At 65.0% G+C, this 21,771-nt stretch carries 21 protein-coding genes; 12 read left to right on the forward strand and 9 right to left on the reverse strand.

Annotated elements, in window-relative coordinates; translation table 11 throughout:
- Positions 1-65: 65 nt before the first annotated feature.
- From OKW43_RS10815 to OKW43_RS10825, 3 genes are all read left to right on the forward strand, one after another.
- Positions 66-344, forward strand: coding sequence for a hypothetical protein (locus OKW43_RS10815; protein ID WP_187634243.1), 279 nt, complete (start codon positions 66-68; stop codon positions 342-344).
- Positions 345-532: 188 nt separating this feature from the next.
- Entirely contained in the window at positions 533-1,300 is a 768-nt protein-coding gene (locus OKW43_RS10820; protein WP_429447119.1) for a hypothetical protein, read from the forward strand.
- A gap of 28 nt (positions 1,301-1,328) precedes the next feature.
- Complete coding sequence (locus tag OKW43_RS10825) at positions 1,329-1,814, forward strand: hypothetical protein (protein ID WP_187634245.1); 486 nt, start codon at positions 1,329-1,331, stop codon at positions 1,812-1,814.
- 115 nt (positions 1,815-1,929) lie between these two features.
- On the opposite strand, the gene OKW43_RS10830 is transcribed toward OKW43_RS10825, so the two are convergent.
- The 3 genes from OKW43_RS10830 to OKW43_RS10840 all read right to left on the reverse strand — a co-directional run bounded on the left by OKW43_RS10830 (position 1,930) and on the right by OKW43_RS10840 (position 3,783).
- Positions 1,930-2,949, reverse strand: coding sequence for a class I fructose-bisphosphate aldolase (locus OKW43_RS10830; protein ID WP_187634246.1), 1,020 nt, complete (start codon positions 2,947-2,949; stop codon positions 1,930-1,932).
- 78 nt (positions 2,950-3,027) lie between these two features.
- Positions 3,028-3,447 (reverse strand): secondary thiamine-phosphate synthase enzyme YjbQ, encoded by a 420-nt coding sequence (locus OKW43_RS10835; protein WP_187634247.1) that lies wholly within the window; start codon positions 3,445-3,447, stop codon positions 3,028-3,030.
- Between the two features lie 15 nt (positions 3,448-3,462).
- On the reverse strand, positions 3,463-3,783 hold the full coding sequence (locus OKW43_RS10840) for a thioredoxin family protein (RefSeq protein ID WP_187634248.1): 321 nt from the start codon (positions 3,781-3,783) through the stop codon (positions 3,463-3,465).
- 199 nt (positions 3,784-3,982) lie between these two features.
- Here OKW43_RS10840 and OKW43_RS10845 point away from each other — a divergent pair, with 199 nt between their 5' ends.
- From OKW43_RS10845 to OKW43_RS10865, 5 genes are all read left to right on the forward strand, one after another.
- The gene (locus OKW43_RS10845; protein WP_187634249.1) at positions 3,983-4,279 is read left to right on the forward strand and encodes a DUF2628 domain-containing protein; all 297 of its coding nucleotides are present in this window, start codon (positions 3,983-3,985) and stop codon (positions 4,277-4,279) included.
- A 78-nt stretch (positions 4,280-4,357) separates the two neighbouring features.
- Positions 4,358-4,864 (forward strand): hypothetical protein, encoded by a 507-nt coding sequence (locus OKW43_RS10850; protein WP_429447123.1) that lies wholly within the window; start codon positions 4,358-4,360, stop codon positions 4,862-4,864.
- A gap of 235 nt (positions 4,865-5,099) precedes the next feature.
- Positions 5,100-6,443, forward strand: a complete 1,344-nt coding sequence (locus OKW43_RS10855; RefSeq protein WP_429447125.1) for a sugar efflux transporter — start codon at positions 5,100-5,102, stop codon at positions 6,441-6,443.
- 217 nt (positions 6,444-6,660) lie between these two features.
- Positions 6,661-7,695: a phosphogluconate dehydrogenase (NAD(+)-dependent, decarboxylating) gene (gene gnd / locus OKW43_RS10860; protein ID WP_429447127.1), complete on the forward strand. Its 1,035-nt coding sequence runs from the start codon at positions 6,661-6,663 to the stop codon at positions 7,693-7,695.
- A 71-nt stretch (positions 7,696-7,766) separates the two neighbouring features.
- Entirely contained in the window at positions 7,767-8,465 is a 699-nt protein-coding gene (locus tag OKW43_RS10865) for an HAD family hydrolase (RefSeq protein ID WP_429447129.1), read from the forward strand.
- 29 nt (positions 8,466-8,494) lie between these two features.
- On the opposite strand, the gene OKW43_RS10870 is transcribed toward OKW43_RS10865, so the two are convergent.
- Entirely contained in the window at positions 8,495-8,623 is a 129-nt protein-coding gene (locus OKW43_RS10870) for a hypothetical protein (RefSeq protein WP_429447131.1), read from the reverse strand.
- Between the two features lie 268 nt (positions 8,624-8,891).
- Between OKW43_RS10870 and OKW43_RS10875 the strand changes: the two genes are divergently transcribed.
- Complete coding sequence (locus OKW43_RS10875; protein WP_429447133.1) at positions 8,892-11,285, forward strand: phosphoketolase family protein; 2,394 nt, start codon at positions 8,892-8,894, stop codon at positions 11,283-11,285.
- 13 nt (positions 11,286-11,298) lie between these two features.
- Positions 11,299-12,465, forward strand: coding sequence for an acetate/propionate family kinase (locus OKW43_RS10880; protein WP_429447135.1), 1,167 nt, complete (start codon positions 11,299-11,301; stop codon positions 12,463-12,465).
- Positions 12,466-12,480: 15 nt separating this feature from the next.
- On the opposite strand, the gene OKW43_RS10885 is transcribed toward OKW43_RS10880, so the two are convergent.
- Positions 12,481-12,735: a BON domain-containing protein gene (locus tag OKW43_RS10885; protein ID WP_187634255.1), complete on the reverse strand. Its 255-nt coding sequence runs from the start codon at positions 12,733-12,735 to the stop codon at positions 12,481-12,483.
- 215 nt (positions 12,736-12,950) lie between these two features.
- On the opposite strand from OKW43_RS10885, the gene OKW43_RS10890 reads away from it, so the two are divergent.
- Positions 12,951-13,646 carry a YceH family protein gene (locus OKW43_RS10890; protein WP_429447137.1) on the forward strand — a complete coding sequence of 232 codons (696 nt, stop codon included), beginning with the start codon at positions 12,951-12,953 and terminating at the stop codon, positions 13,644-13,646.
- Between the two features lie 33 nt (positions 13,647-13,679).
- Here the strand turns inward: OKW43_RS10890 and OKW43_RS10895 are convergent, their stop codons facing one another.
- Together OKW43_RS10895 and OKW43_RS10900 are read right to left on the reverse strand one after the other, a co-directional pair.
- The gene (locus tag OKW43_RS10895) at positions 13,680-14,198 is read right to left on the reverse strand and encodes an SLATT domain-containing protein (protein ID WP_429447139.1); all 519 of its coding nucleotides are present in this window, start codon (positions 14,196-14,198) and stop codon (positions 13,680-13,682) included.
- Between the two features lie 22 nt (positions 14,199-14,220).
- Entirely contained in the window at positions 14,221-15,264 is a 1,044-nt protein-coding gene (locus tag OKW43_RS10900) for a rod shape-determining protein (RefSeq protein ID WP_187634257.1), read from the reverse strand.
- Positions 15,265-15,611: 347 nt separating this feature from the next.
- On the opposite strand from OKW43_RS10900, the gene OKW43_RS10905 reads away from it, so the two are divergent.
- A complete protein-coding gene (locus OKW43_RS10905) occupies positions 15,612-17,030 on the forward strand; it encodes a trypsin-like peptidase domain-containing protein (RefSeq protein ID WP_187634258.1) in 1,419 nt (472 codons plus the stop codon).
- A 63-nt stretch (positions 17,031-17,093) separates the two neighbouring features.
- Here the strand turns inward: OKW43_RS10905 and OKW43_RS10910 are convergent, their stop codons facing one another.
- The gene (locus OKW43_RS10910; protein WP_187634259.1) at positions 17,094-18,572 is read right to left on the reverse strand and encodes an efflux transporter outer membrane subunit; all 1,479 of its coding nucleotides are present in this window, start codon (positions 18,570-18,572) and stop codon (positions 17,094-17,096) included.
- Complete coding sequence (locus tag OKW43_RS10915; RefSeq protein WP_429447142.1) at positions 18,565-21,762, reverse strand: multidrug efflux RND transporter permease subunit; 3,198 nt, start codon at positions 21,760-21,762, stop codon at positions 18,565-18,567. Before OKW43_RS10915 ends, OKW43_RS10910 begins: the two co-directional genes overlap by 8 nt.
- Positions 21,763-21,771 lie beyond the last annotated feature (9 nt).

A 21,771-nucleotide genomic window follows, 5' to 3' on the forward strand; every position in this document is an offset into this window, starting at 1 on the left:
GTATGCGCGTGCGGCCACCGCGCGCCCACTTCTTTTCGACACTCTCGACACCCAGGAGAAACGCCATGAAGATCAGACACGCAGTGCTCGTTTCCACGTTGCTCGCGGCTTCGTCGCTCGCGATGGCCCAAGGCGCGGGTGGCGGCGGCGGGGGCCCGGCCGGCAACGACCCGAACACCAATGCCGCGACCTCGAGCCGCGAGGGCGGCGATGCGGGGCCTGCGGCGACCGCTACGCCTTCGACCCACCATCACATGAAGAAGCATTCGAAGATGAAGAAGCCCATGAACGACACGACGAATATGCCGGGCGCCGACGCGAGCAGCGATACGAAGGGGCAGTAAGCGCAGCGTAGTCAGGCAGTAGGGCGGCTGACGCCGCGCGTCGGGCATCGTCCGGCGCGTCGGCGCCGGCCGTTTTTTTGTGGGCAGCAGTTCCCGCCGGCGTGCGGTGCTGTCGGCAGCGGGACAGGGGTTTTATGAGATGGTGTCTTGTTGCACAATCGGGCCTCGTCAATTGATTGTAAGGCACGATGACTTCACTTTTTCCCGGTTCTCACCTCGACGTCCGAGAAAGACGCTACGGACACTTCTTCTGGCAGAGCGTTCGCAAATCGATCTACCTTCACATTCAATCGCCCCGCATGTTTGACGCGGACCGGTGGTTTCATTTTGCGCTGCACGCCGGAGCACCCCGCGCGAGAAGCGACGACCTGGCGCAAGGCATGGAGGAAGCGCGCGCAGCGTGGCTGCGACACGCACTCTCAATGCTGCTGTCCCTCCAGTCGTACGAGTTGCGCGACGTGCTTGGCCGAAGCGACAACCGATTCGAGATGCGCAGGATGGACGACCATGAGGTTGCCACGGCCCTTTACAACGAAGTGCAGAGCGGCGCGCTGCTCTTTGTGCCGGAACGGGAGGATATGCGCAAGTGTGTGCATGCAATACGCGAGCAGCGCGAAAAGGGTGCCAAGCCAGCGCACGCGTGCACACAACAGCCAGCCGACGCGGACATGGCAAAGCTTCTTTATAGCAACAGCTCGCGCGTGCCGCAGGATCTTGCCAATGCAAAGCCGTTCGAGTACATACCCGACCCGGTAAGCGGCGTCGTTGATGTACTGGCGGGCGGCGAGGGAATGCCGGGTAATAATCAGGCGCAAAACAGGCAGACTCGTGATGTCGCAACTGCCTTGGGCCTCAACAAAAATCAGGCCCAGCAGCTTCATCGGGAGATTGGCGGTCGCGGTCTCGGCTATCACGAAATAATGGAACGCGCGAAAGATATGTTCAACTTGTGGTAACGCGGCCAACAAACACCGGGATTATCGAATGATCAACACACGAGAAGAGATTGAGCGCCGCCTGTCAGCGATTGAAGGACTGTCGATAAGTGCGGTACACCATGCAGCAGGCACACTTACGATGCAGTTTGGCTCGCTACGACCGGTAGCCAGTTTCAAAGGTGCGCTCAGGCACGTTGGGGAGTGGTCGTTACACGTTCAATGCAACTGGAATATAGAACAGGCTGGCACTGCTATTGCGACGCAAGACGATCTTTTCGGGCCCGACGAAAAAGCACACGGTTCGGCGCAGCGCATCGACGATTTGCTGGTTAAGCAGGGCCCGGCAATCGTGAAGAGCGTATCGGGAAGCGAAGAAGGTGGCGCGGTCATTTTATTGTCCGGTGGATTGCGGCTTGTCATTACACCGAACAGCGCACCTGATCAGGAAGACTGGCGCTTTTTTGACCCAACCTCCGAGGCAAAGCACTTTGTCATCGAGGGCGGCAAGGTTGATCCGTGGTCTTTATCGTGACCGAACGCGAAGTCACAAGCGCCGTGATATGGGCAGCGTGGATTTTGTGCGCGGACGGGTTCTAACCCGGAAGCCTTTGACCGTTGCTCCCGGGTACCTGCGCCCGCGCGCGGGTTCAATCCTTTTCCATCGCCGCGTCATACTTGCCGAGCGCGGCCGCGCCATTCAGGCGCGCGCGCTTGAGCAACGCCTGCTGCGCTTCCTTCACGTTGCCCGGCTGACCGCGCCACGCCTGCAACGGCGGCTCCTGCAACGCGCGCCCGTACGAAAAACTCAGATTCCACGGCAGCGCGCCGAGCCGGTTCATCGCGTCGAGATTGGCGGTCGCCTCCTCGGGCGACTGTCCACCCGACAGGAACACGAGACCGGGCACCGCCGAAGGCACCGTTCGCTTGAGCACGCGCACGCTTGCCGCCGCGATATGCGCCGTGCTCGACTGCTGCTGATGCTCGGAGCCGGGCAGCACCATGCTCGGCTTCAGCAAGATATGTTCGAGCACCACGCGATGCCGATGCAGTGCATGAAACACCTCGTGCAACACCGCCTCGGTGACTTCCGCGCAACGCTCGATCGTGTGATCGCCATCCATCAGCACCTCGGGCTCGACGATCGGCACGATGCCGGCTTCCTGGCTGATCGCCGCGTAGCGCGCGAGCGAATCGGCGTTCGCTTCTATCGCGAGGCGGCTCGGCAGGCTCGACGTGATGTTGTAGACCGCGCGCCACTTCGCGAAGCGCGCGCCTTGCCGTTTGTAATCGACGAAGCGTTTGGCGAGGCCGTCGAGGCCTTCGGTGATCTCGTCGCCGGGAGCGAGCGCGAGCGGCACCTTGCCGAGGTCGACCTTGATGCCGGGCACGACGCCGTTCGCCGCGGCCACTCGCGGGAACGGCGTGCCGTCGTCGGCTTTCTGGCCGAGCGTTTCCTCGTAGAGGATGACGCCACTGACGAACTCGCCGAGACCGGGCGTCGTCAGCAGCAGGTTGCGATAGGCACGGCGGTTTTCCTCGGTCGATTCGACGCCGATCGTCTTGAAGCGTTTGGCGATGGTCGGGCCGCTTTCGTCGGCGGCGAGAAGACCTTTGCCCGGTTGAACCATCGCTTTGACGGTGGCTTGCAGTTCGCTACGGGTGTCCATGACGTGTGCTCCGTTGGGTAGGCTCCGTTCGATGCGGTACAGCTTCCTTTGCGTGACGCGTGAATGCGATAGCGGACTTCATTCGCCGAGCAGATGCAACACGATATCGCGCGGCTGCGGGTGACGCCGATGTTCGAACAGATACAGTCCCTGCCATGCGCCGAGCACCATCCTGCCGTGCTCGACGGGCACCGACAGTTGCGTCTGCGTGAGCGCAGTGCGCAAATGCGCGGGCATGTCGTCGGGGCCCTCGGTGTCGTGCTCGTAGCGCGCGGCGTCTTCGGGCGCGAGGGTCTCGAAGTAGCGCTCCAGATCGCGTCGCACCGACGGATCGGCATTCTCCTGAATCAGCAGCGACGCCGACGTGTGCCGGCAAAACAGCGTGAGCAGACCGGTACGGATGCCCGTATCGTCGACGAAGCGGCGCGCGTCGTCGGTAAATTCGACGAGGCCGCGCCCGCGGGCCTGGATGATCAAATGATGGATAGCCTGGCGCATGACGGATGTCGACTCTCAGAGCGACGCGAACGCATCCTCGATATCCTCGACGCCGCGCGGCCGCACCACGCGCGCGAGCTCGGCGCCATCGCGCATCAGCACGAGCGTCGGCCACAGCTTGATTTTGAACGAGCGGCCGAGCGGGCGGCCGGGGCCGTCTTCGATCTTCAGATGCCGCAGGCCCGCGTGCGGCGCGAGCGCCTGCCGGATCGATGCCTGCGCGCCCTGGCAATAGCCGCACCAGTCGGTGCCGAACTCGACGACTGTGACGCCGGGCAGGGAGTCGAGCTCGGCGCGCGTCGGGGCTTTCGTGGAATAAGCGGTCGGGGAGGTCATGCCTGCTTCGCTCATGATGATGATCTGCCAAGGGTAGCAGCTATGCCGCGGATCGTCAGCGAGACGGCTTTGGGCCGTCGATGCGCGCAGTGTCGCCGCGGCATGTTAAAAAGCGGTGCGCGCTCGCTCGACCGATCGACGCGCCGCGTCATCCACGAAACCCCGCGCACCAAACCTCGCGCACGGAACCTCGCAAAAAATGAATGCACGAATCTTTCTGCAACATCCGCAGCACAAGGACGCTATCGCGGTCGCCACCGGCTTTAGCTGGGGCGCCTGCCTGCTGGGCTTTATCTGGGCGCTGTCCAAGAGAATGTGGTTCGCCGCGTTCGTGATGCTCGGCATCAACGTAATCCTGCTCGGCATCGGTTTGTGGGGCGAGACGGCCGATCTGATCGGCTTCGTGCTGTCGATCATGTTCGCGTTCGCGTGCGGCGCATATGGCAACCGGTGGCACCGCTGGACGCTCGAACAGCGCGGCTACGTCGCGGTGTGATGCGCTCGCGCTGGAGCGAGGATTGCTCCGCGCAGGCGTGTGATCGAGGGCGAGTTCAATTCGTCATGGAGGCGTTTCATGCTCATTGCATCGGCAGTCCCTGGTCTCTCCGGTAATCGTTTCCCGATGCGCGGCGCCGCGCGCCGCGGCGTGCCTGGGGTCGCCCTGGCCGTGTCGTTGGTCATGCTGGCGATTGCGCCGCTCGCCCACGGCGCCGATGCGGCGCCAGCCCCCGACACGGTTGCCGCCACCGCAGCCACGCCAGCCTCCGCCCCCGCCGACGACACCTTCCTGCTGACCATCTTCCTGCGCCACGACGAATCGAAGCCGCTGCCGAAGATCAACGATCAGCTGCGCGCGCAGGGCTTCTTCAAGACCTTCCCGCCGCCCGGCATCGAAGTCGTTTCGTGGTACGTGATGATGGGCATCGGTCAGGTCGTGACGCTGCGCGTGCCCGCGAGCCGGCTGCGCGAAGTGAACCGCGCGATCGAATCGACTGCTTGGGGCGGCTACCACACTGAGTTCTATCCGACCTACGACTACAAGGCGCAGGCGCAGCAAATGCGCGCAACTGAGGGCAAGTAGCAGCGAGCGCGCGATCAGCTTGCCGCTAACGGCACGCATCGCCACAGCACGGCGGGAGCAGCCCGATGCACCAGCGCGCGTCCCACGGAATTGGGACAGCGCTTCGCGGGTTTACGCGGGCCGCGCTCCGGGTCGATAATGCCCCGGTCGTTCCGGCCCCGAACCTGCGGCGCCAATCGTGCCTTCGAGCGCATTGTTGCGCATCGCGGCTCGCCCCACCTGACCCACCGTCCCCGTGTTGAAAACTGCGCGCTTTTTCGACCTGCTTCGCATTCATGGCTTCAAGCCGCTCGCCGCCGCCACGCTGATGCTCGGTGTGGCGATGTCCTTCACCGCACCGTATCTGTCTCTGTTCGGCATCGAACGCGCCGGCATGACGCCGTTCCGGCTCGGCGTGTTCATGACGCTGATCGCCGCGAGCGGCGTGCTCGCGAGTACGCTCGCCGGGCGCTGGAGCGACAGGAGCGGGCGGCATCGACCGTTATTGCTGGCGGCGCTCATCGCGGCCGCGCTCGGCTACCTGAGTCTGTGCGTGGTGCGCGATTACCGGCTGCTGCTCGTGGTCGGCATCGTGTTCATCGGCGCGGGCGGCTCGGCGATCTCGATGGTGTTCTCGTTCAGCCGCGCGGCGCTGCCGGTGCCGGACCCCGCCGAGCGGGTGTTCGCGAGCGCGACGCTGCGCACGATCCTGTCGGCCGCATGGGTGTTCGGGCCGTCGGTCGGCGCGCTGGTGCTCGCCGCCACGAGCTTCACCGGGCTGTTCCTGTTCGCGGCCGCGAGCTTCGCGACCTGCGGCTTCATCGTCTGGCGCATGCAGGAGCCGCGCAGCCATCTCGGTGACCACACGGTCGAGGACACCGCGGCGGAGCCGTCCGCGTCGATCACGGTGCCACCGCTGAGGCAGCCCGGCGAGGACGCGCACGAAACACTGCCGGTCGCGTCTGCGAACGACATCCTGCGCTCGGTGACCGCGCTGACCTTGCTCGGCCTCGCCGCGAACGCGACGATGATCGTGCTGCCGCTGTACATCGTGCACGGCCTGAACGGCACGCATCTCGATGTGTCGGTGATGCTCGGCCTCGGCGCGCTGACCGAAATCCCGATGATGCTCGCGCTCGGCGCGAAGTCCTCTTCGCTGCACAAGCCGAACTGGCTTGCCGCCTGCGCGGCCGTGCATGCGGTGTACTTCGTCGCGATGTCGCTGGCGGGCACCGTCAGCATGCTGATCCCGATGCAGATGTTGAACGCCTTCGTGGTCGCCGTAACCTCGTGCCTCGGCATGACCTATGTGCAGGATCTGATGCCGCATTCGCCCGGACGCGCGACCGCGCTGTTCTTCAATGCAGCGCGGGTCGGCTCGATCCTGTCGGGCGTACTGTCGGGGCTGCTCGTGCAGGCGTTCAGCTATCGCGGCACGTTCCTGTTCTGCGGGCTGCTGGCGCTGTGCGCGCTCGTGCTGTTCGCGGTGCCCGGCTATCGCTACCCGCTGATGTGGCGCGCGTTCACGCGCTTCGCGGCTGCGCAATACCTGAAGCTGGCCGCGCGCCGCGGCGTACGCGTGCCCGAGCGCGGCGAATGACGGGGGCGCCGGCGCATTCGCGTTCGAGCGGATGCGCCGCGCCTCCAGCCGCCCGGAGCTTTGAGCCGCGCCGCGCCTCTGCAAAAAAGTGCGGCTTCGTTCGACACATTCGGCGTTCCTCGCGACACAGCGCCTATGCTTAAGGGCAGCCACGCCGCCGCACAACACGACGACCAGAAAATCTCACAGCGCAACGCAGCATCTTTCGGAGCGAGCCATGCAGCTAGGCATGATCGGATTGGGACGGATGGGTGCCGACATGGTGCGGCGCCTGTCGAAGGGCGCTCAGCAATGCATCGTCTACGACGTGCAGCCGGCGGCGGTCGACAGGCTCAAACAGGAAGGCGTGGCCGGCGCGAGCTCGCTCGAAGATCTCGTCGCGAAGCTCGACAAGCCGCGCGCCGTTTGGCTCATGGTGCCCGCGGCCGTGGTCGACGCGACGCTCGACAAGCTCGTGCCGCTGCTGGAGCCGGGCGACGTCGTGATCGATGGCGGCAACTCCTACTATCACGACGACATTCGCCGCGGCCAGCAACTCGGTGCGCGCCAGCTTCACTATGCGGACGTCGGCACGAGCGGCGGCGTCGCGGGGCGCGAGCGCGGTTACTGCCTGATGATCGGTGGGGATGCCGAGATCGTCAAACGGCTCGAACCGATCTTCTCGACATTAGCGCCGGGCGAGGGTACGGCGAGCGCGACACCGGGCCGCGCGGCGGGCGCCAGCACCGCCGGGCAGGGCTTCCTGCATTGCGGCCCGCAGGGCGCGGGGCATTTCGTCAAGATGGTCCATAACGGCATCGAGTATGGCCTGATGGCCGCTTATGCCGAGGGTCTGAACGTGCTGCGCCACGCCGACGCCGGTCGGCACGCGCGCGAAGCCGACGCCGAGACGTCGCCGCTGCGCCGCCCCGAGCTGTATCAGTACGATCTGAATCTCGCGGATATCACCGAAGTATGGCGGCGCGGCAGTGTGATCGGCTCGTGGCTGCTCGACCTGATCGCCGGCTCGCTTGCAAGCGACACCGAACTGAAAGGCTACGCGGGCCGCGTGTCGGATTCGGGCGAAGGGCGCTGGACCGTCGCGGCGGCCATCGACGAAGGCGTGCCGACGCCGGTGCTGAGCGCGGCGCTGTTCGCGCGTTTCAGTTCGCGCGGCGAAGCCGATTTCGCGAACCGCGTGCTATCGGCGATGCGGCACGATTTCGGCGGCCACGCGGAAAAACCTGTCGCCCCGGACGGCGGGCTGAAGTAGCCGAGCCGTTCACGAGTCCGCTATCACGCCGATCCGGCGAACCGTCCCGCGAACCGCCACCAGGAGCCGCGATGCCAGTCACTTCCGCTACGCCGCACGACGTCGTATTTCTGTTCGATTGCGACAACACGCTGCTCGACAACGATCACGTGTTGCAGGATCTGCGCGCGCACATGATGGGCCAGTTCGGCGAAGAGAACAGTGCGCGCTACTGGGAAATCTTCGAGAACCTGCGCGCCGAACTCGGCTACGCCGATTACCTCGGCGCGCTGCAACGCTACCGGACCGAGCATCCCCGCGACACGCGCCTGCTGTTGATGTCGTCGTTCCTGATCGAGTATCCGTTTGCGAACCGGCTTTATCCGGGCGCGCTGGACGCGCTGCGGCATGTCGGCAAACACGGGCCGACGGTGATCCTGTCGGATGGCGACGTCGTGTTCCAGCCGCGCAAGATTTCGCGCTCGGGCCTGTGGGACGAAGTCGACGGGCGCGTGCTGATCTACATCCACAAGGAGCTGATGCTCGATCAGGTGATGGAGTGCTATCCGGCGCGCCATTACGTGATGGTCGACGACAAGCTGCGGATTCTGAGCGCGATGAAGAAGGCTTGGGGCGCGGAGCTGACGACGGTGTTCCCGCGCCAAGGGCACTATGCGTTCGATCCGAAGGAAATCGCGAGCAATCCACCCGCGGACGTGACGCTCGGGCGGATCGGCGAGTTGGCGGAGATCGATGTGCAAACCCTGTTGCGTAGCGCGAAGGGCAACTAGTGGGCGCCGCTGCGCCGGGCGCCGCTGCGCTAGCCGTGGCCGAACAGCTTGACCAGCAGCCCGAACACACCAATCGGGATGGCGACCGCCACGCACAGCACCACGAACGTAAGGACCAGGACCACGAGCACTTTGATCGCACTGGGAGATGTCGACATAACGGCCATTGACCTGAGACAAAGGAACCCCAAAGGAAAGCAGGTCGCGCAACGCGAATGCAGTGCGAATGCCACGTTCGGCGCGACATACTGTGACAGGTAGCAGGCATTCGCCACCGTTTGAGCAGCTTAGTACATTCGACTCGCGCACCACGGCTTCGTTTCGATTGCATCGAATCATCCTCTGCCGATTCGTGCGAGCCCATCACTCATCCACTACCGCATCATCCGCCAACCCGCTTGACAGTCGTTTTCGAGGAGTGACGCCATGGCCGAAGCAACCTCGCAACCCACCCCGCCGCAAGTGCTGGACCAAGACACGCTGCGCAATATGGATCGCTACTGGCGCGCGTGCAATTACCTGTCGGTCGGCATGATCTATCTGCGCGACAATCCGCTGCTGCGCCAAGCGCTGAAGCCCGAGCACATCAAGAACCGGCTGCTCGGCCATTGGGGCTCCGACGCCGGACAGAGCTTCGTGCTCGTGCATCTGAACCGGCTGATCCGCAAACTCGATCTCGACGTGATCTATCTGTCCGGTCCCGGTCACGGTGCGCCCGCGAGCCTCGCGCACTGTTACCTGGAAGGTCATTACTCGGAGATTTATCCGGATCGCAGCGAGGACGAAGCAGGCATGCAGCGCTTTTTCCGGCTATTCTCGTTCCCGGGCGGCATCGGTTCGCATTGCACGCCGGAAACGCCGGGCTCGATTCATGAAGGCGGCGAACTCGGCTACTGCCTGTCGCATGGCTACGGCGCCGCGTTCGACAATCCGGAGCTGATCGTCACCGTGATGATCGGCGATGGCGAAGCGGAAACCGGCCCGCTCGCCACCTCGTGGCATTCGAACAAATTCCTTAACCCGATCCGCGACGGCGCGGTGCTGCCGGTGCTGCATCTGAACGGCTACAAGATCGCCAATCCGACGCTGCTCGCGCGCATTCCGCGTGAAGAACTCGAAGCATTGATGATCGGCTACGGCCATAAGCCGTATTTCGTCGAAGGCGACGATCCGGCCACGATGCATCAACAGATGGCTGCGGCGCTCGAACAATGCATCGGTGAAATTCGAGCGATCCAGCAACATGCGCGGCAGAACAATGACGCGACGCGGCCGCGCTGGCCGATGATCGTGCTGCGCTCGCCGAAAGGCTGGACCGGGCCGAAGGAAGTCGACGGTCACAAGGTCGAAGGATCGTGGCGCTCGCATCAGGTGCCGGTGGCCGATGCGGTGACCAATCGCAAGAGTCTGAAAATCGTCGAGGAGTGGCTGCGCAGCTACGGCCCCGACACGCTGTTCGACGCGAACGGCCGGCTCGTCGAGGAACTGCGGGCGCTTGCGCCCGAAGGCGCGCGCCGCATCAGCGCCAATCCGCACGCGAACGGCGGGCTGATGTGCAAGATGCTCGATATGCCGCCGTTTCGCGATTACGCGGTGGCCGTGAAGAAACCGGCAGCGGACTATACGTCGCCGACGGCGGTGCTCGGCACGTTCCTGCGCGACGTGATGCGCAACAACATGTCGAATTTCCGGTTGTTCGGTCCCGACGAAACCGCGAGCAACAAGCTGCACGCGGTTTATCAGGCATCGGGCAAGACCTGGGTCGCCGGGCTCGAAGCGAGCGACGCCGACGGCGGCGACCTGTCGCCCGATGGCCGCGTGATGGAAATGCTCAGCGAGCACACGCTCGAAGGCTGGTTCGAAGGCTATGTGCTGACCGGTCGCCACGGACTCTTCGCGACCTACGAGGCGTTCGTGCACGTGATCGACTCGATGTTCAACCAGCACGCGAAGTGGCTCGAAAAAGCCAAGCGCGATCTTGGCTGGCGGCAGCCGGTGCCGTCGATTAATCTGCTGATCACGTCGATCGTGTGGCGCCAGGACCACAACGGCTTCACGCACCAGGACCCCGGATTTCTCGACGTGGTCACGAACAAGAGTCCGGACGTCGTGCGGATCTATCTGCCGCCCGACGCGAACTGTCTGCTCAGCGTCGCCGATCACTGCCTGCGCTCGCGCGACTACGTGAACGTGATCGTGTCCGACAAGCAGCCGCATCTGAACTACCTGGACATGGATGCGGCCGTCACGCATTGCACGAAGGGCATCGGCATCTGGGACTGGGCATCGACCGATCAGGGCGTCGAGCCGGACGTCGTGATCGCGTGCGCGGGCGACATCGCGACGATGGAAGCGCTCGCCGCCGTGCAGATCCTGAAGGAGCATTTCCCGACGCTGAAGATCCGCTTCGTCAACGTGGTCGATCTGTTCCGCCTGATGCCCGAGCATGCGCATCCGCATGGACTGTCCAACCGCGACTTCGATTCGTTGTTTACGACCAGCAAACCGGTGATCTTCAACTTCCACTCGTATGCATCGCTCGTGCACAAGCTCACGTATAACCGCAAGAATCACGAAAATATTCACGTCCACGGCTATCGCGAGAAGGGCAACATCAATACGCCGCTCGAACTCGCGATCATCAACGGGATCGACCGATTCACGCTTGCGATCGATGCGATCGACCGGGTGTCAACGCTACGCGGCGTTGGCGATCATACGAAGGAGTGGCTGCGCGGGCAGATCATCGAGCATCTCGCGTACGCTCACTCGGAAGGGATCGACAGGGAGGAAATCCGCGACTGGACGTGGAAAGGCTGAGCGAGGACGCGCCATGCACGATCACGATCAGGAACGGAAGATTCTGGTGCTGAATAGCGGCTCGTCGTCGCTGAAGTTCGGGCTTTTCGCGCACTCGGCCGACGACGAACAGCTGCTGCTCGAAGGGGCGGCCGAGGGCATCGGCCGCGACGACGGCCGCCTGCGGATTAAGGCGGCCGATGGCCGCGTGCTGTTGCAGCAGCAGCGCAAGCTCGAATCGCAGTCCGACGCGCTGCAGAAGCTGTCGCAGGTGCTCGTGCAACAGCATCATGCGCGCCCCTGTGCGGTCGGGCACCGCGTCGTGCATGGCGGCCCGCATCTGCGCACGCACCAGCGCATCACCGGCGACGTGCGCCGTCAGTGGCACGACGCGCTGCACTTCGCGCCGCTGCATATTCCGCCAGCACTCGCGCTGATCGACGAAGCCACGCAGATTTTCGGCGACGCCGCGCATTTCGCCTGCTTCGACACCGCGTTTCATGCGACGCTGCCGCCGCGCGCCGCGCAACTCGCGATACCGCGCCGTTACGCGGACGCGGGCGTGATCCGGTATGGCTTTCACGGGCTGTCGTACGAATCGCTGGTCACGCAGATCGGGGCGGCGTTGCCGTCGCGCGCGGTGTTCGCGCATCTGGGCAACGGCTCGAGCGTGTGCGCGCTGCTCGATGGGCGATCGGTCGATACGTCGATGGGCTTGACGCCGACCGGCGGCATTCCGATGGGCACGCGGTGCGGCGACCTCGATCCGGGCGTGCTGCTGTATCTGATGCGCACGGAACGGCTCGACGCCGATGCGCTCGAAACGCTGCTCAATCGCCACAGCGGTCTGGCTGGTTACGCGGACGGCGAAAGCGACATGCAAGCGCTTGAAACTCGCGCGACGACTGGCGACGCGCAGGCGTCGCTCGCGCTCGATGCCTTTGCGAGCGCGCTGCGCAAGACGACCGGCGGATACGCGGCCCTGCTTGGCGGCATCGATCTGCTGGTTTTCACTGGCGGGATCGGCGAGCACAGCGCCGAGGTGCGGCGACGCGTGTGCGATGGGCTCGCGCTCGTGGGGCTCGTCGAAAACGATCCGACGGGCAAGGTGAGGGTGCTGCACACCGAGGAGGAACGGCAGATCGCGCGGCATTGCCGGGCATTGCTGCAAGCGGGCGAGGGCTCGGCCCGGTCCGTCTGAGCCGCCTGATCCACGTTAGGGCGTTCGGACGACGGTCCGGTCCGCGATCGCCGTGACGCCGAACAGCCGCGTCACGTCTTCGAGCATCGCGGCGCGCTGTGCTTCGCGCTGAAGCTCGCCCGACAGCGTGATGCGCCCCCGCGCGACTTTCACGCACACGGCGTGCGGCGGGACGGCCGAGTCCCACGCGAGTCGGCGCGTCGCTTCGGCGGCGATCTGCGCGTCGGTCAGGCGGGGAGATTCGCTCGATCTCGAGCTTGCGGACCGCATGGACGCTCCACGAAACAGAATGCTGATCCACTCACACTAGCAGATGTGGCGGGTTTTGCCCGCGTGCGCGCTTTGCCCGCGCTTCGCCGCGACCGCCGCGCGATCGCGGGTATGCTCACGATTCGTTCCGCCACGTTTATCATGATGACTACCTGACAAAACGCGCTGTCGAGCCGTGAACGGCGCGCGCATCTTCCACGAGACCTCGCATCCCCATGAATTCGACTCCCGACGCTCCTTCCCGACCCTCGCCGCGCGCGCTGACCACGCTCGAAGGACGTGTTCTCGGCGTGCTCGTCGAAAAGCAGCACACGGTGCCTGACAGTTATCCGTTGTCGCTGAACGCGCTGACGCTCGGTTGCAATCAGAAGACCGGCCGCGCGCCGGTGCTCAACGCGACCGAGGCCGAGGTGCTGAGCGCCGTCGATGGATTGAAACGCCTGAGCCTCGTGTTCGAGGGCAGCAGCAGCCGGGTGCCGCGCTTCGAGCACAACATGAACCGCGTGCTCGGGCTGCCGGGACAATCGATCGCGCTCTTGACCACGCTGCTGCTGCGTGGCCCGCAAACGGCCGCCGAATTGCGCCTGAACAGCGCGCGCCTGCATGGCTTCGCCGATATTTCGTCGGTCGAGGCGTTCCTGGACGAGCTTGCCGCGAACGATCCGCCCCGCGTGATCCGGCTGCCGCGCATGGCGGGCGAGCGCGAGCCTCGCTGGATGCATCTGTTGTGCGGGGAGTTCAGCATCAGCGAAGCCGCGCAGTCCGCGATCGCCGAGGACGACAGCGTGCCGCCGTCCGCATTCGAGGCGCTGAAGGCCGAGCAAAAGCGTCTCGCCGATGAAGTGACCCGGCTGCAGACTGTCGTGCGGCGCATGGCGACGGAGCTGGGTATCAGCGCGGACGATTTGTGATCTGAACCGGAAACGAAAATCCGACCGCCTGTTTCACGCATCCCGCCGACGCGGCCTGTCCGCCAGCAACGTGCGCTGCGTGCGATAGAAGATCCGCGGTGGCACGTTCGGCGAGTCCTCGGCGAGCCGGTCGAGTTCGGTACGGATCGCGCTCAGGTAGTGCGTTTCGCGAGCATCGGCGTCGCCGGCAAACACCGCTTCGAGCCGCCGGCGCACCGCACCATAGCGCGCACCGGCCGCGCGATGCTTCTCGGCACGCTCCGCATAGCGCAGGAACGTCTGCAACGCGGCCGACATCGCCGCCGCCACGCTGACGAGCCCAACGACAATCCGCATCCCGATCGACACCGGCGGCGCGCTCAGCGAGGCGAACACCGCCGTGCCGACGAACGCGGTCAGCGCGGTCACGAGCCACCCCATGCGGCGCTCGCGCGCCGACAGCAGATCCGCCATGTCGTAATGACTCATCTGCGATTCGCGTGCGCGGCGAATCCATTTCAACAGCAACTCGGTTTCGTCGACGGGCGGCTCGTAGGCGGGCAGGGTCGTCATCGTTCAGCGTTCGGCACGCGCATCAATCGTAGGAAAACGAGCTGCCGAACTTCTCGATCCGCTCCAGCGCCATGCCCGAGCCGCGTACGACGCAGGTGAGCGGCGCCTCGGCGACGAACACCGGCAAGCCGGTTTCCTCGGCGAGCAGGCGGTCGAGGTCGCGCAGCAGCGCGCCGCCGCCCGCGAGCATGATGCCGCGCTCGGCGATGTCGGCGCCGAGTTCCGGTGGCGTCTGTTCCAGTGCGATCTTCACCGACGACACGATCTGGTTCAGCGGATCGGTCAGCGCTTCGAGGATTTCGTTGCTCGACACCGTGAAGCTGCGTGGAATGCCCTCGGACATGTTGCGACCTTTGACTTCCATCTCCATGACCTCGGAGCCCGGAAAGGCGGAGCCGATTTCCTTCTTGATCGCCTCGGCGGTTTGTTCGCCGATCAGCATGCCGTAGTTGCGGCGAATGTAGTTGACGATCGCGTCGTCGAACTTGTCGCCGCCGACGCGCACCGAGCCTTTGTACACGATCCCGCCGAGCGAGATCACGCCGACTTCGGTCGTGCCGCCGCCGATATCGACGACCATCGAGCCGGTTGCGTCGGACACCGGCAGGCCGGCGCCCGTTGCCGCGGCCATCGGCTCCTCGATCAGATAGACCTGCGAGGCGCCCGCGCTATGCGCCGCCTCCTTGATCGCGCGGCGCTCGACCTGGGTCGAACCGCACGGCACGCAGATGATGATGCGCGGCGATGGAGCAAACAGCCGCGACTCGTGCGCCATCTGGATGAAGCGCTTGATCATCTGCTGGGTGATGTTGAAATCGGCGATCACGCCGTCTTTCATCGGGCGGATCGCCTCGATGTTGCCCGGCACCTTGCCGAGCATCTGCTTCGCTTCGCGGCCGACGGCGAGGATGATCTTCTTGCCGTTCGGGCCGCCTTCCTGACGGATCGACACGACCGAGGGCTCATCTAGCACGATGCCCTTGCCACGCATGTAGATCAGCGTGTTCGACGTGCCGAGGTCGATCGCGAGGTCGTTGGAAAAGTAGCCGCGCAGAAAACCGAACATGCGTATTCCTGTCTTTGCGTAGTCGGGCGCTTGAGCGCCGCCGGGAGGCTGTCGGGGTCTGCCGCTTGCACGCGGCGGGCGGCCACTGCGGCCGCGCGACAGCAAGAATAGCAGTTTATCGACGGGCGCGGCCGCGAAGCCGCACTATATCGTCGGCTATCTCCCGCTCGCCGGCCGAGCCGCGCCGCGATCGTGCGGCATGCCGCAAGCAGCGGCTCGACACGCAAATAGCCCCTAAATCAAGGCTTGCGCGCGCAATCTGATCGAACACCATCTTTAAGCCTCCTTTAAGTGGAGGCCACTACATTACGCACCCACCACGTAACCCTCGGCAAAACTCCCTGACTATGATCACCAAAAAGTATTGGCGCGGTAGCGCTGCGATCTGCGTTGTCCTCGCAATCGGCGGCGCGTATGCGCTCAGCCAACGCAATGCCGATGCGTCCGTGAGCGACGCGCAGGGCCCGACGTCGTCGCCGCATGCGGCGTCGGATATCGTCGGCTCGCGCACGTCGGCCCCGGACTTCTCCGGCATCGTGACGCGTTATGGCCCGGCGGTCGTGCACATCGGCGTCAAAGAAGCCGCATCGGTCGACGAAAACGGTCAACGCAAAAGCGGCGGCGAAGCGCTCGGCTCGGGCTTCATCATCAGCCAGGACGGCTTCATCCTGACCAACAATCACGTCGTCGACGGCGCGACCAGCGTGAGCGTGAAGCTCACCGACGGCCGAGAATTCCGCGCCCGCGTGATCGGCAAGGACAAGGCCACCGACGTCGCCGTGGTCAAGATCGACGCGACCAATCTGCCGACCGTGAAGATCGGCAATCCGGACAGCAGCAAGGTCGGCGAATGGGTCGTGGCAATCGGCTCGCCGTATGGCTTCGACAGCACGGTGACCTCGGGCATCATCAGCGCGAAATCGCGCTCGTTCTCCGACGATAGCCCGATCCCGTTCATCCAGACCGACGTGCCGGTCAATCCGGGTAACTCGGGCGGCCCGCTGTTCAACCTGAACGGCGAAGTGATCGGCATCAACTCGATGATCTACTCCCGCACCGGCGGCTTTCAGGGCCTGTCGTTCGCGATTCCGATCGACGCGGCGATGCACGTGAAAGACCAGCTCGTGAGCACCGGTCACGTGAGCCGCGGCCGCATCGGCGTGGCTGTGCAGCCGCTTAGCGCGGACAAGGCGAAGGCACTCGGTCTCAACTCGGCGGGCGGCGCACTGGTGGGCTCGGTCGATCCCAACGGCCCCGCGCAAGCAGCCGGTCTGCGCCAGGGCGACGTGATCGTCGGTGTGAACGGCAAGCATATCGGCAGTACGACAGAATTGATCGGTCAGGTCGCGCAGCTGTCGCCGGGCAGCGCAGCGACGATCAGCGTGTGGCGCAACGGCGGCGAACGCAAGCTGTCAGTGGCGGTGGGCGCGCAGCAAGCGTCGGACGTGGCATCGGCCGCGCCGCGCGAGGAGCAGCAGCAACAGCCGCAGCAGCAAAACCGTCCGCGTCTCGGCGTCGCCGTCCGCGCGCTGACCCAGGACGAACAGCAGCAAGCGCAGCTGCCGGGCGGCGTGGTGGTGCAGCAGGCCACCGGTCCGGCCGCCGAAGCCGGCATTCAGGCGGGCGACGTCATCATTGCCGTCGACGGCAAGGTGATTCACGGCGTAGAGCAGTTGCGCCGCATGATCGCTCAGGCGGACGATAGCGTGTCCGTCACCGTCGTACGCGATGGTGAAGAAGCGTCGGTCAACGTGACGCTGGGCTGATCGGTTGGGCCCGCCGGTGCAAAGCCGGCGGTGGGCACGGCGCGCTCAGGTAGCGCGCGTGCCTCAGTTGGACGGCTGGACCCCATCCGCGTGAGACGTGCGTTGCGATACGTCGCGCGGCTCGTCGGGTCCGCCTCCCAGCGCGACATAAAGCGATACGCCATTCTGCAACGCCGTCGCCCGAAGCTGGATCAGTTGCTGCTCGGCGGCAAACTGATTGCGTCGCGCATCCACCACCTCGAGATAAATCGAGATTCCGTTTTCGTAGCGCAGCTCCGCCGTTTCGGCGAGTTGCCGCTGCGCCTGCACCGCCTGCTCTTGTGCAGCGATCTGCTCCTTGTAGCGTTGCCGTGCGACCAATGCATCGGACACCTCACGAAACGCGTTCTGCACCGTGCGCTGATAATCGGCGACCATCTCGTCGCGTCGCGCGCGCGCCTGCGCCAGCTGTGCCTGGCGCTGTCCCGCATCAAAGATCGGCATACCGACCAGCGCGCCGAACGACCACGCCTGCTTGGCCGGCACGAACAGATCACCGAGTTCCGGCGATACATAACCGAAGCTGCCGGTCAGCGCGATGCGCGGAAAGAAGTCCGCGCGCGCGGCGCCGATGTCGGCATTGGCCGCGCGCAGCTGCTGCTCGGCCTGCCGGATGTCCGGCCGGTCGATCAGCAATGCGGACGGCAAGCCCGCATCGAGCTCGCCGAACTGTGCGGCGTCCGCGATCGGCGGCGCGTGCGGTAGCGCCTCGCCAAGCGGCCCGCCGATCAGCACCTCGAGCAGATGGCGCTGCTGCGCGGTGGTCCGTTGCAGTTCCGCCAGCTGCGTCTGCGCCTGCGTGACCAGAATCGCGGCCTGGTCGTAATCGACCCACGATGTGACGCCCGCGTCGAGCCGCAGCTTCGCGACTTCCAGCGCGTAGCGGCGACTGTCGAGCGTCTGTTGCGCAAGCTCGATGCCTTCTTCGCCCGAGCGGATCGCGTAGTAGTTCGACGCGACATTGCCGATCAACGACAAACGGAACGCGCGCTGCGCCTCGGCGCTCGCCAGATACCGGCGCCGCGCCGCTTCGCTGGTGTTGCGCACGCGTCCCCAGAAGTCGAGTTCGAACGACGTGACCGCAGCCTGAACGTTGTACTGGTTGAACTGGACCGAGATATCCGTGTTGTCGAACTCGGGATCGATCGAGCCGAGCGGCGCCTTCGTGCGGGTCGCGCCCGCGTTCGCATTGACCTGCGGTAGACGCGCGGCGTTCTGGATGCGATAGAACGCGCGCGCCTGCTCGATGCGCGCAATCGACGCCGCCAGATCGCGGTTGTGCTCGAGCGCCGCGTCGATCAGCAGCTTCAGTCGCGGATCGGCGAAGAAGGTCTGCCAGTCGACTTCGCTTGCCAGATGCGCGTTGGCCGGATTGGCGGTCTCCGTCGTGTCGAAGTGATCGGCGATCGGCAGTTGCGGCTGCTGATACTTCGGTGCGAAATTGCAGGCGGCGAGCGAGCAGCAGAGGAGGGGCAGCAGGCTCTGACGAAAGCTCTTACGCATCGCGCTGACCTCCACCCAATTCGCGAGGCGTAGCCGTCGGCCGATCGTCATCGTCGAGATCGATGCTGCGTTTGTTGCGACTCAGCCAGCGGCGCGCGGCCACATAGAACAACGGCGTAAAGAAGACGCCGAACAGCGTCGCGGTCAGCATGCTGCCCATTACGCCGGTGCCGACCGCGCGCCGGCTCGCGGCGCCCGCGCCGGTTGCGAGCACGAGCGGCAGCATACCCAGCACGAATGTGACGCTGGTCATCAGAATAGGGCGAAGACGCTGCTGTGCGCCGCTTTTTGCGGCGGCCAGCGCGTTTTTGCCTTCGGACTCTTCCTTGATCGCGAACTCGACGATCAGAATCGCGTTCTTCGCGGCAAGGCCGATGATCGTCACGAGGCCGATATTGAAGTACACGTCCGCGGACAGCCCACGCAGCATCGTCAGCAACACCGCGCCGATCACGCCGAACGGGATGATCAGCAACACCGCCACCGGAATCGCCCAGCTCTCGTACAGCGCCGCGAGCAACAGGAACACGACCACCAGCGACAGCCCTAGCAGCATGCCGATCTGGCCGCTCGCCTGTTTTTCCTCGAGCGCGGTGCCGGTCCATTCGTAGGTCAGGTTGCCGGTCAGCACGTGCGACGCGATGCGCTCCATCTCGGCGATCGCCGCGCCGCTCGAACGGCCGGGCGCGGCCTGGCCGGACAGCGTCGCGGACGGAAAGCCGTTATAGCGTTCGAGTTGCTGCGGCCCGGAAATCCAGCGCACGCGCGTGAACGCCGAGAACGGCACCATCTCGCCGCGGCTATTGCGCAAGCGCAGCGAGGTCACGTCCTCGGCGCGCATCCGTTGCTCGGCATCCGCCTGCAACAATACCCGCAGCACGTTGCCCTCGAACACGAAGTCGTTCACGTAGTTCGAACCGAACGTCAGCGCGAGCGCCTGGTTGACCTGGCCGATCTGCAGGCCGAGCGCGCGTGCCTTCACGCGATCGATCTCGACATAAAGCTGCGGCGCCTCCGGCATGCCCTCGGCGCGCACGCCCGCGAGGAGAGGGCTTTGCGATGCTTCGATCATCATGCGCCGCGCGGCCTGCTGCAGCGCTTCGCCACCGACGCCACTGCGATCCTGGATCTTGATCGTGAAGCCGGTCGCGTTGCCGAGCGACGGAATCGCCGGCGGATCGAGCGCAAAAATGATCGCCTCGGGAATCTGCCGGAACGCGGCATTCGCGCGCCGCACCAACGCGCTCGCCGAATCGGCATCGCCCGAGCGTTCGTCCCACGGCTTCAGATCGACGAACGACAGTGCCGCCGATTGCCCCTGGCCAAAGAAGCTGAAGCCCGTCACCGACGCGACGTTGCGCACCTGCGGCTGCTGCCGCAGAAACGCCTCGACCTGGTCGATCGCGCGCTGCGTGCGCTGTTCGGTCGAACCCGGCGCGCCGGTGTACGTGATGAAGATGTGCCCCTGGTCCTCGGTTGGCAGAAAGCCGGTCGGTAGCCGCGCGAAGAAAAATGCGGTGATCGCGCAGGCCGCGACGAACACCAGCAGCCAGCGCAGCGGCGAGCGCAACATCGCATCGACGCCGCCGATATAACGGGTGGTGCCCGCATCGAGCCCGGGATTGAAGGCGTCGAACACGCGGTGCAGTAGACGCGCCGCCGGATTCTTCGGCCGCTCGTTGGCCGCTGCCTCGCTGCGCAACAGCGCCGCGCACAACGCCGCGCCGAGTGTCAACGCCAGCAGCGTCGACAGCAGGATCGACACCGCGAGCGTCACCGAAAACTGCCGGTAGATGCCGCCCGTCGAGCCCGGAAAAAAAGCCATCGGAATGAACACCGCGACTAGCACCAACGTACTCGCGATCGCCGCGCCCGCAATCTGCCCGATCGCCTTTACCGTTGCGCGCGGCGCGCTGAGCCCTTCCTCGCGCATGATGCGCGCGACGTTTTCGACGACGACGATGGCGTCGTCGTTGAGGATACCGATTGCGACCACCATGCCGAACAGCGACAGAATGTTGATCGACAGCCCGAACAGATACAGCCCCGCGCAGGTGCCGATCAGCGCGATCGGCACGACGATCGTCGGAATCACGGTCGCGCGCCAGTCCTGCAGGAACAGGAACACCACGACGGTCACGAGCAGCAGCGCCTCGATCATCGTGCGGATCACGCCGTGCACCGAGGTCGTGATGAACGGCGTGGTGTCGAACGGCACGGTCCACGTGACGCCGCGCGGGAAGGTCGGCCGCAATTCGGCCATGCGCTGGCGCACCGCGCTGGCGACCGCGAGCGCGTTCGCGCCGCTCGCGAGCTGGATCGCGATGCCGGCCGACGCCTTGCCGTTGACGCTGAGCCGATTGCCGTAGCTGTCGTTACCGAGTTCGACGCGCGCGACGTCACCCACACGCACGGTCGAGCCATCCGGATTCGCGCGCACGATGATGTCGCGGAACTGCTCGGGCGTCGAGAAGCGGCTTTGCGTGACGATCTGCGCGGTGAATTCGGCGCCCGGCGCGATCGGCTGATCGCCGAGGCCGCCGCCCGCGGTCTGGCTGTTCTGCTCCTGGATCGCCTGCAGCACCTCGCTTGCCGACAGGCCGAAACCCGCGAGCTTGCGCGGATCGAGCCAGATCCGCATCGCGTACGACGAGCCAAACAGCTGCACGTCGCCGACGCCGTCGATACGGCGCAGCTCGTTGACGATGTTGTTCGACGCGAAGTTGCCCATCGCAACGGCGCTGGTGGTGTCGTCGGTCGCCTGCAACGCCAGCAGCATCAGAAAGCCCGACGACGCCTTCGTGACGCGCACGCCGACCTGACGGACTTCGAGCGGCAAGCGTGGTTCGACGCGACTCAGACGGTCTTGCACCTGGGTGCGCGCAATGTCGAGATTGGTGCCGGGCTTCAGTACCACGGTGATCTGCATCGAGCCGTTCGCGCGACTCACCGACGACATGTAGAGAAAGTTTTCGATGCCGTTCATCTCGTCTTCGACGATCGACGTGACGGTACGCTCGAGCGTGCTCGCGTCCGCGCCGCTAAAGGCCGCGCTGATGCTCAGCGACGGCGGAGCGACGTCGGGGTACTGCTCGACCGGCAACAGCGCAAGCGCGATCGCGCCGAACAGCACCGTGAAGAGGGCGATGACCCACGCGAAAACCGGCCTGGCGACGAAGAATCGATTCATCGGCGAGCC

This window comes from Paraburkholderia sp. WC7.3g (genome assembly GCF_050436345.1).
GTDB classification, from domain to species: domain Bacteria; phylum Pseudomonadota; class Gammaproteobacteria; order Burkholderiales; family Burkholderiaceae; genus Paraburkholderia; species Paraburkholderia podalyriae.

Coding starts and splice junctions, on each gene's coding strand:
- OKW43_RS10915 (WP_429447142.1), bottom strand. CDS start 21,762: ATGAATCGATTCTTCGTCGCCAGGCCGGTTTTCGCGTGGGTCATCGCC.
- OKW43_RS10895 (WP_429447139.1), bottom strand. CDS start 14,198: ATGACGACCCTGCCCGCCTACGAGCCGCCCGTCGACGAAACCGAGTTG.
- OKW43_RS10815 (WP_187634243.1), top strand. CDS start 66: ATGAAGATCAGACACGCAGTGCTCGTTTCCACGTTGCTCGCGGCTTCG.
- gnd (WP_429447127.1), top strand. CDS start 6,661: ATGCAGCTAGGCATGATCGGATTGGGACGGATGGGTGCCGACATGGTG.
- OKW43_RS10835 (WP_187634247.1), bottom strand. CDS start 3,447: ATGCGCCAGGCTATCCATCATTTGATCATCCAGGCCCGCGGGCGCGGC.
- OKW43_RS10830 (WP_187634246.1), bottom strand. CDS start 2,949: ATGGACACCCGTAGCGAACTGCAAGCCACCGTCAAAGCGATGGTTCAA.
- OKW43_RS10865 (WP_429447129.1), top strand. CDS start 7,767: ATGCCAGTCACTTCCGCTACGCCGCACGACGTCGTATTTCTGTTCGAT.
- OKW43_RS10870 (WP_429447131.1), bottom strand. CDS start 8,623: ATGTCGACATCTCCCAGTGCGATCAAAGTGCTCGTGGTCCTGGTCCTT.
- OKW43_RS10845 (WP_187634249.1), top strand. CDS start 3,983: ATGAATGCACGAATCTTTCTGCAACATCCGCAGCACAAGGACGCTATC.
- OKW43_RS10825 (WP_187634245.1), top strand. CDS start 1,329: ATGATCAACACACGAGAAGAGATTGAGCGCCGCCTGTCAGCGATTGAA.
- OKW43_RS10880 (WP_429447135.1), top strand. CDS start 11,299: ATGCACGATCACGATCAGGAACGGAAGATTCTGGTGCTGAATAGCGGC.
- OKW43_RS10890 (WP_429447137.1), top strand. CDS start 12,951: ATGAATTCGACTCCCGACGCTCCTTCCCGACCCTCGCCGCGCGCGCTG.
- OKW43_RS10875 (WP_429447133.1), top strand. CDS start 8,892: ATGGCCGAAGCAACCTCGCAACCCACCCCGCCGCAAGTGCTGGACCAA.
- OKW43_RS10900 (WP_187634257.1), bottom strand. CDS start 15,264: ATGTTCGGTTTTCTGCGCGGCTACTTTTCCAACGACCTCGCGATCGAC.
- OKW43_RS10885 (WP_187634255.1), bottom strand. CDS start 12,735: ATGCGGTCCGCAAGCTCGAGATCGAGCGAATCTCCCCGCCTGACCGAC.
- OKW43_RS10905 (WP_187634258.1), top strand. CDS start 15,612: ATGATCACCAAAAAGTATTGGCGCGGTAGCGCTGCGATCTGCGTTGTC.
- OKW43_RS10820 (WP_429447119.1), top strand. CDS start 533: ATGACTTCACTTTTTCCCGGTTCTCACCTCGACGTCCGAGAAAGACGC.
- OKW43_RS10840 (WP_187634248.1), bottom strand. CDS start 3,783: ATGACCTCCCCGACCGCTTATTCCACGAAAGCCCCGACGCGCGCCGAG.
- OKW43_RS10850 (WP_429447123.1), top strand. CDS start 4,358: ATGCTCATTGCATCGGCAGTCCCTGGTCTCTCCGGTAATCGTTTCCCG.
- OKW43_RS10910 (WP_187634259.1), bottom strand. CDS start 18,572: ATGCGTAAGAGCTTTCGTCAGAGCCTGCTGCCCCTCCTCTGCTGCTCG.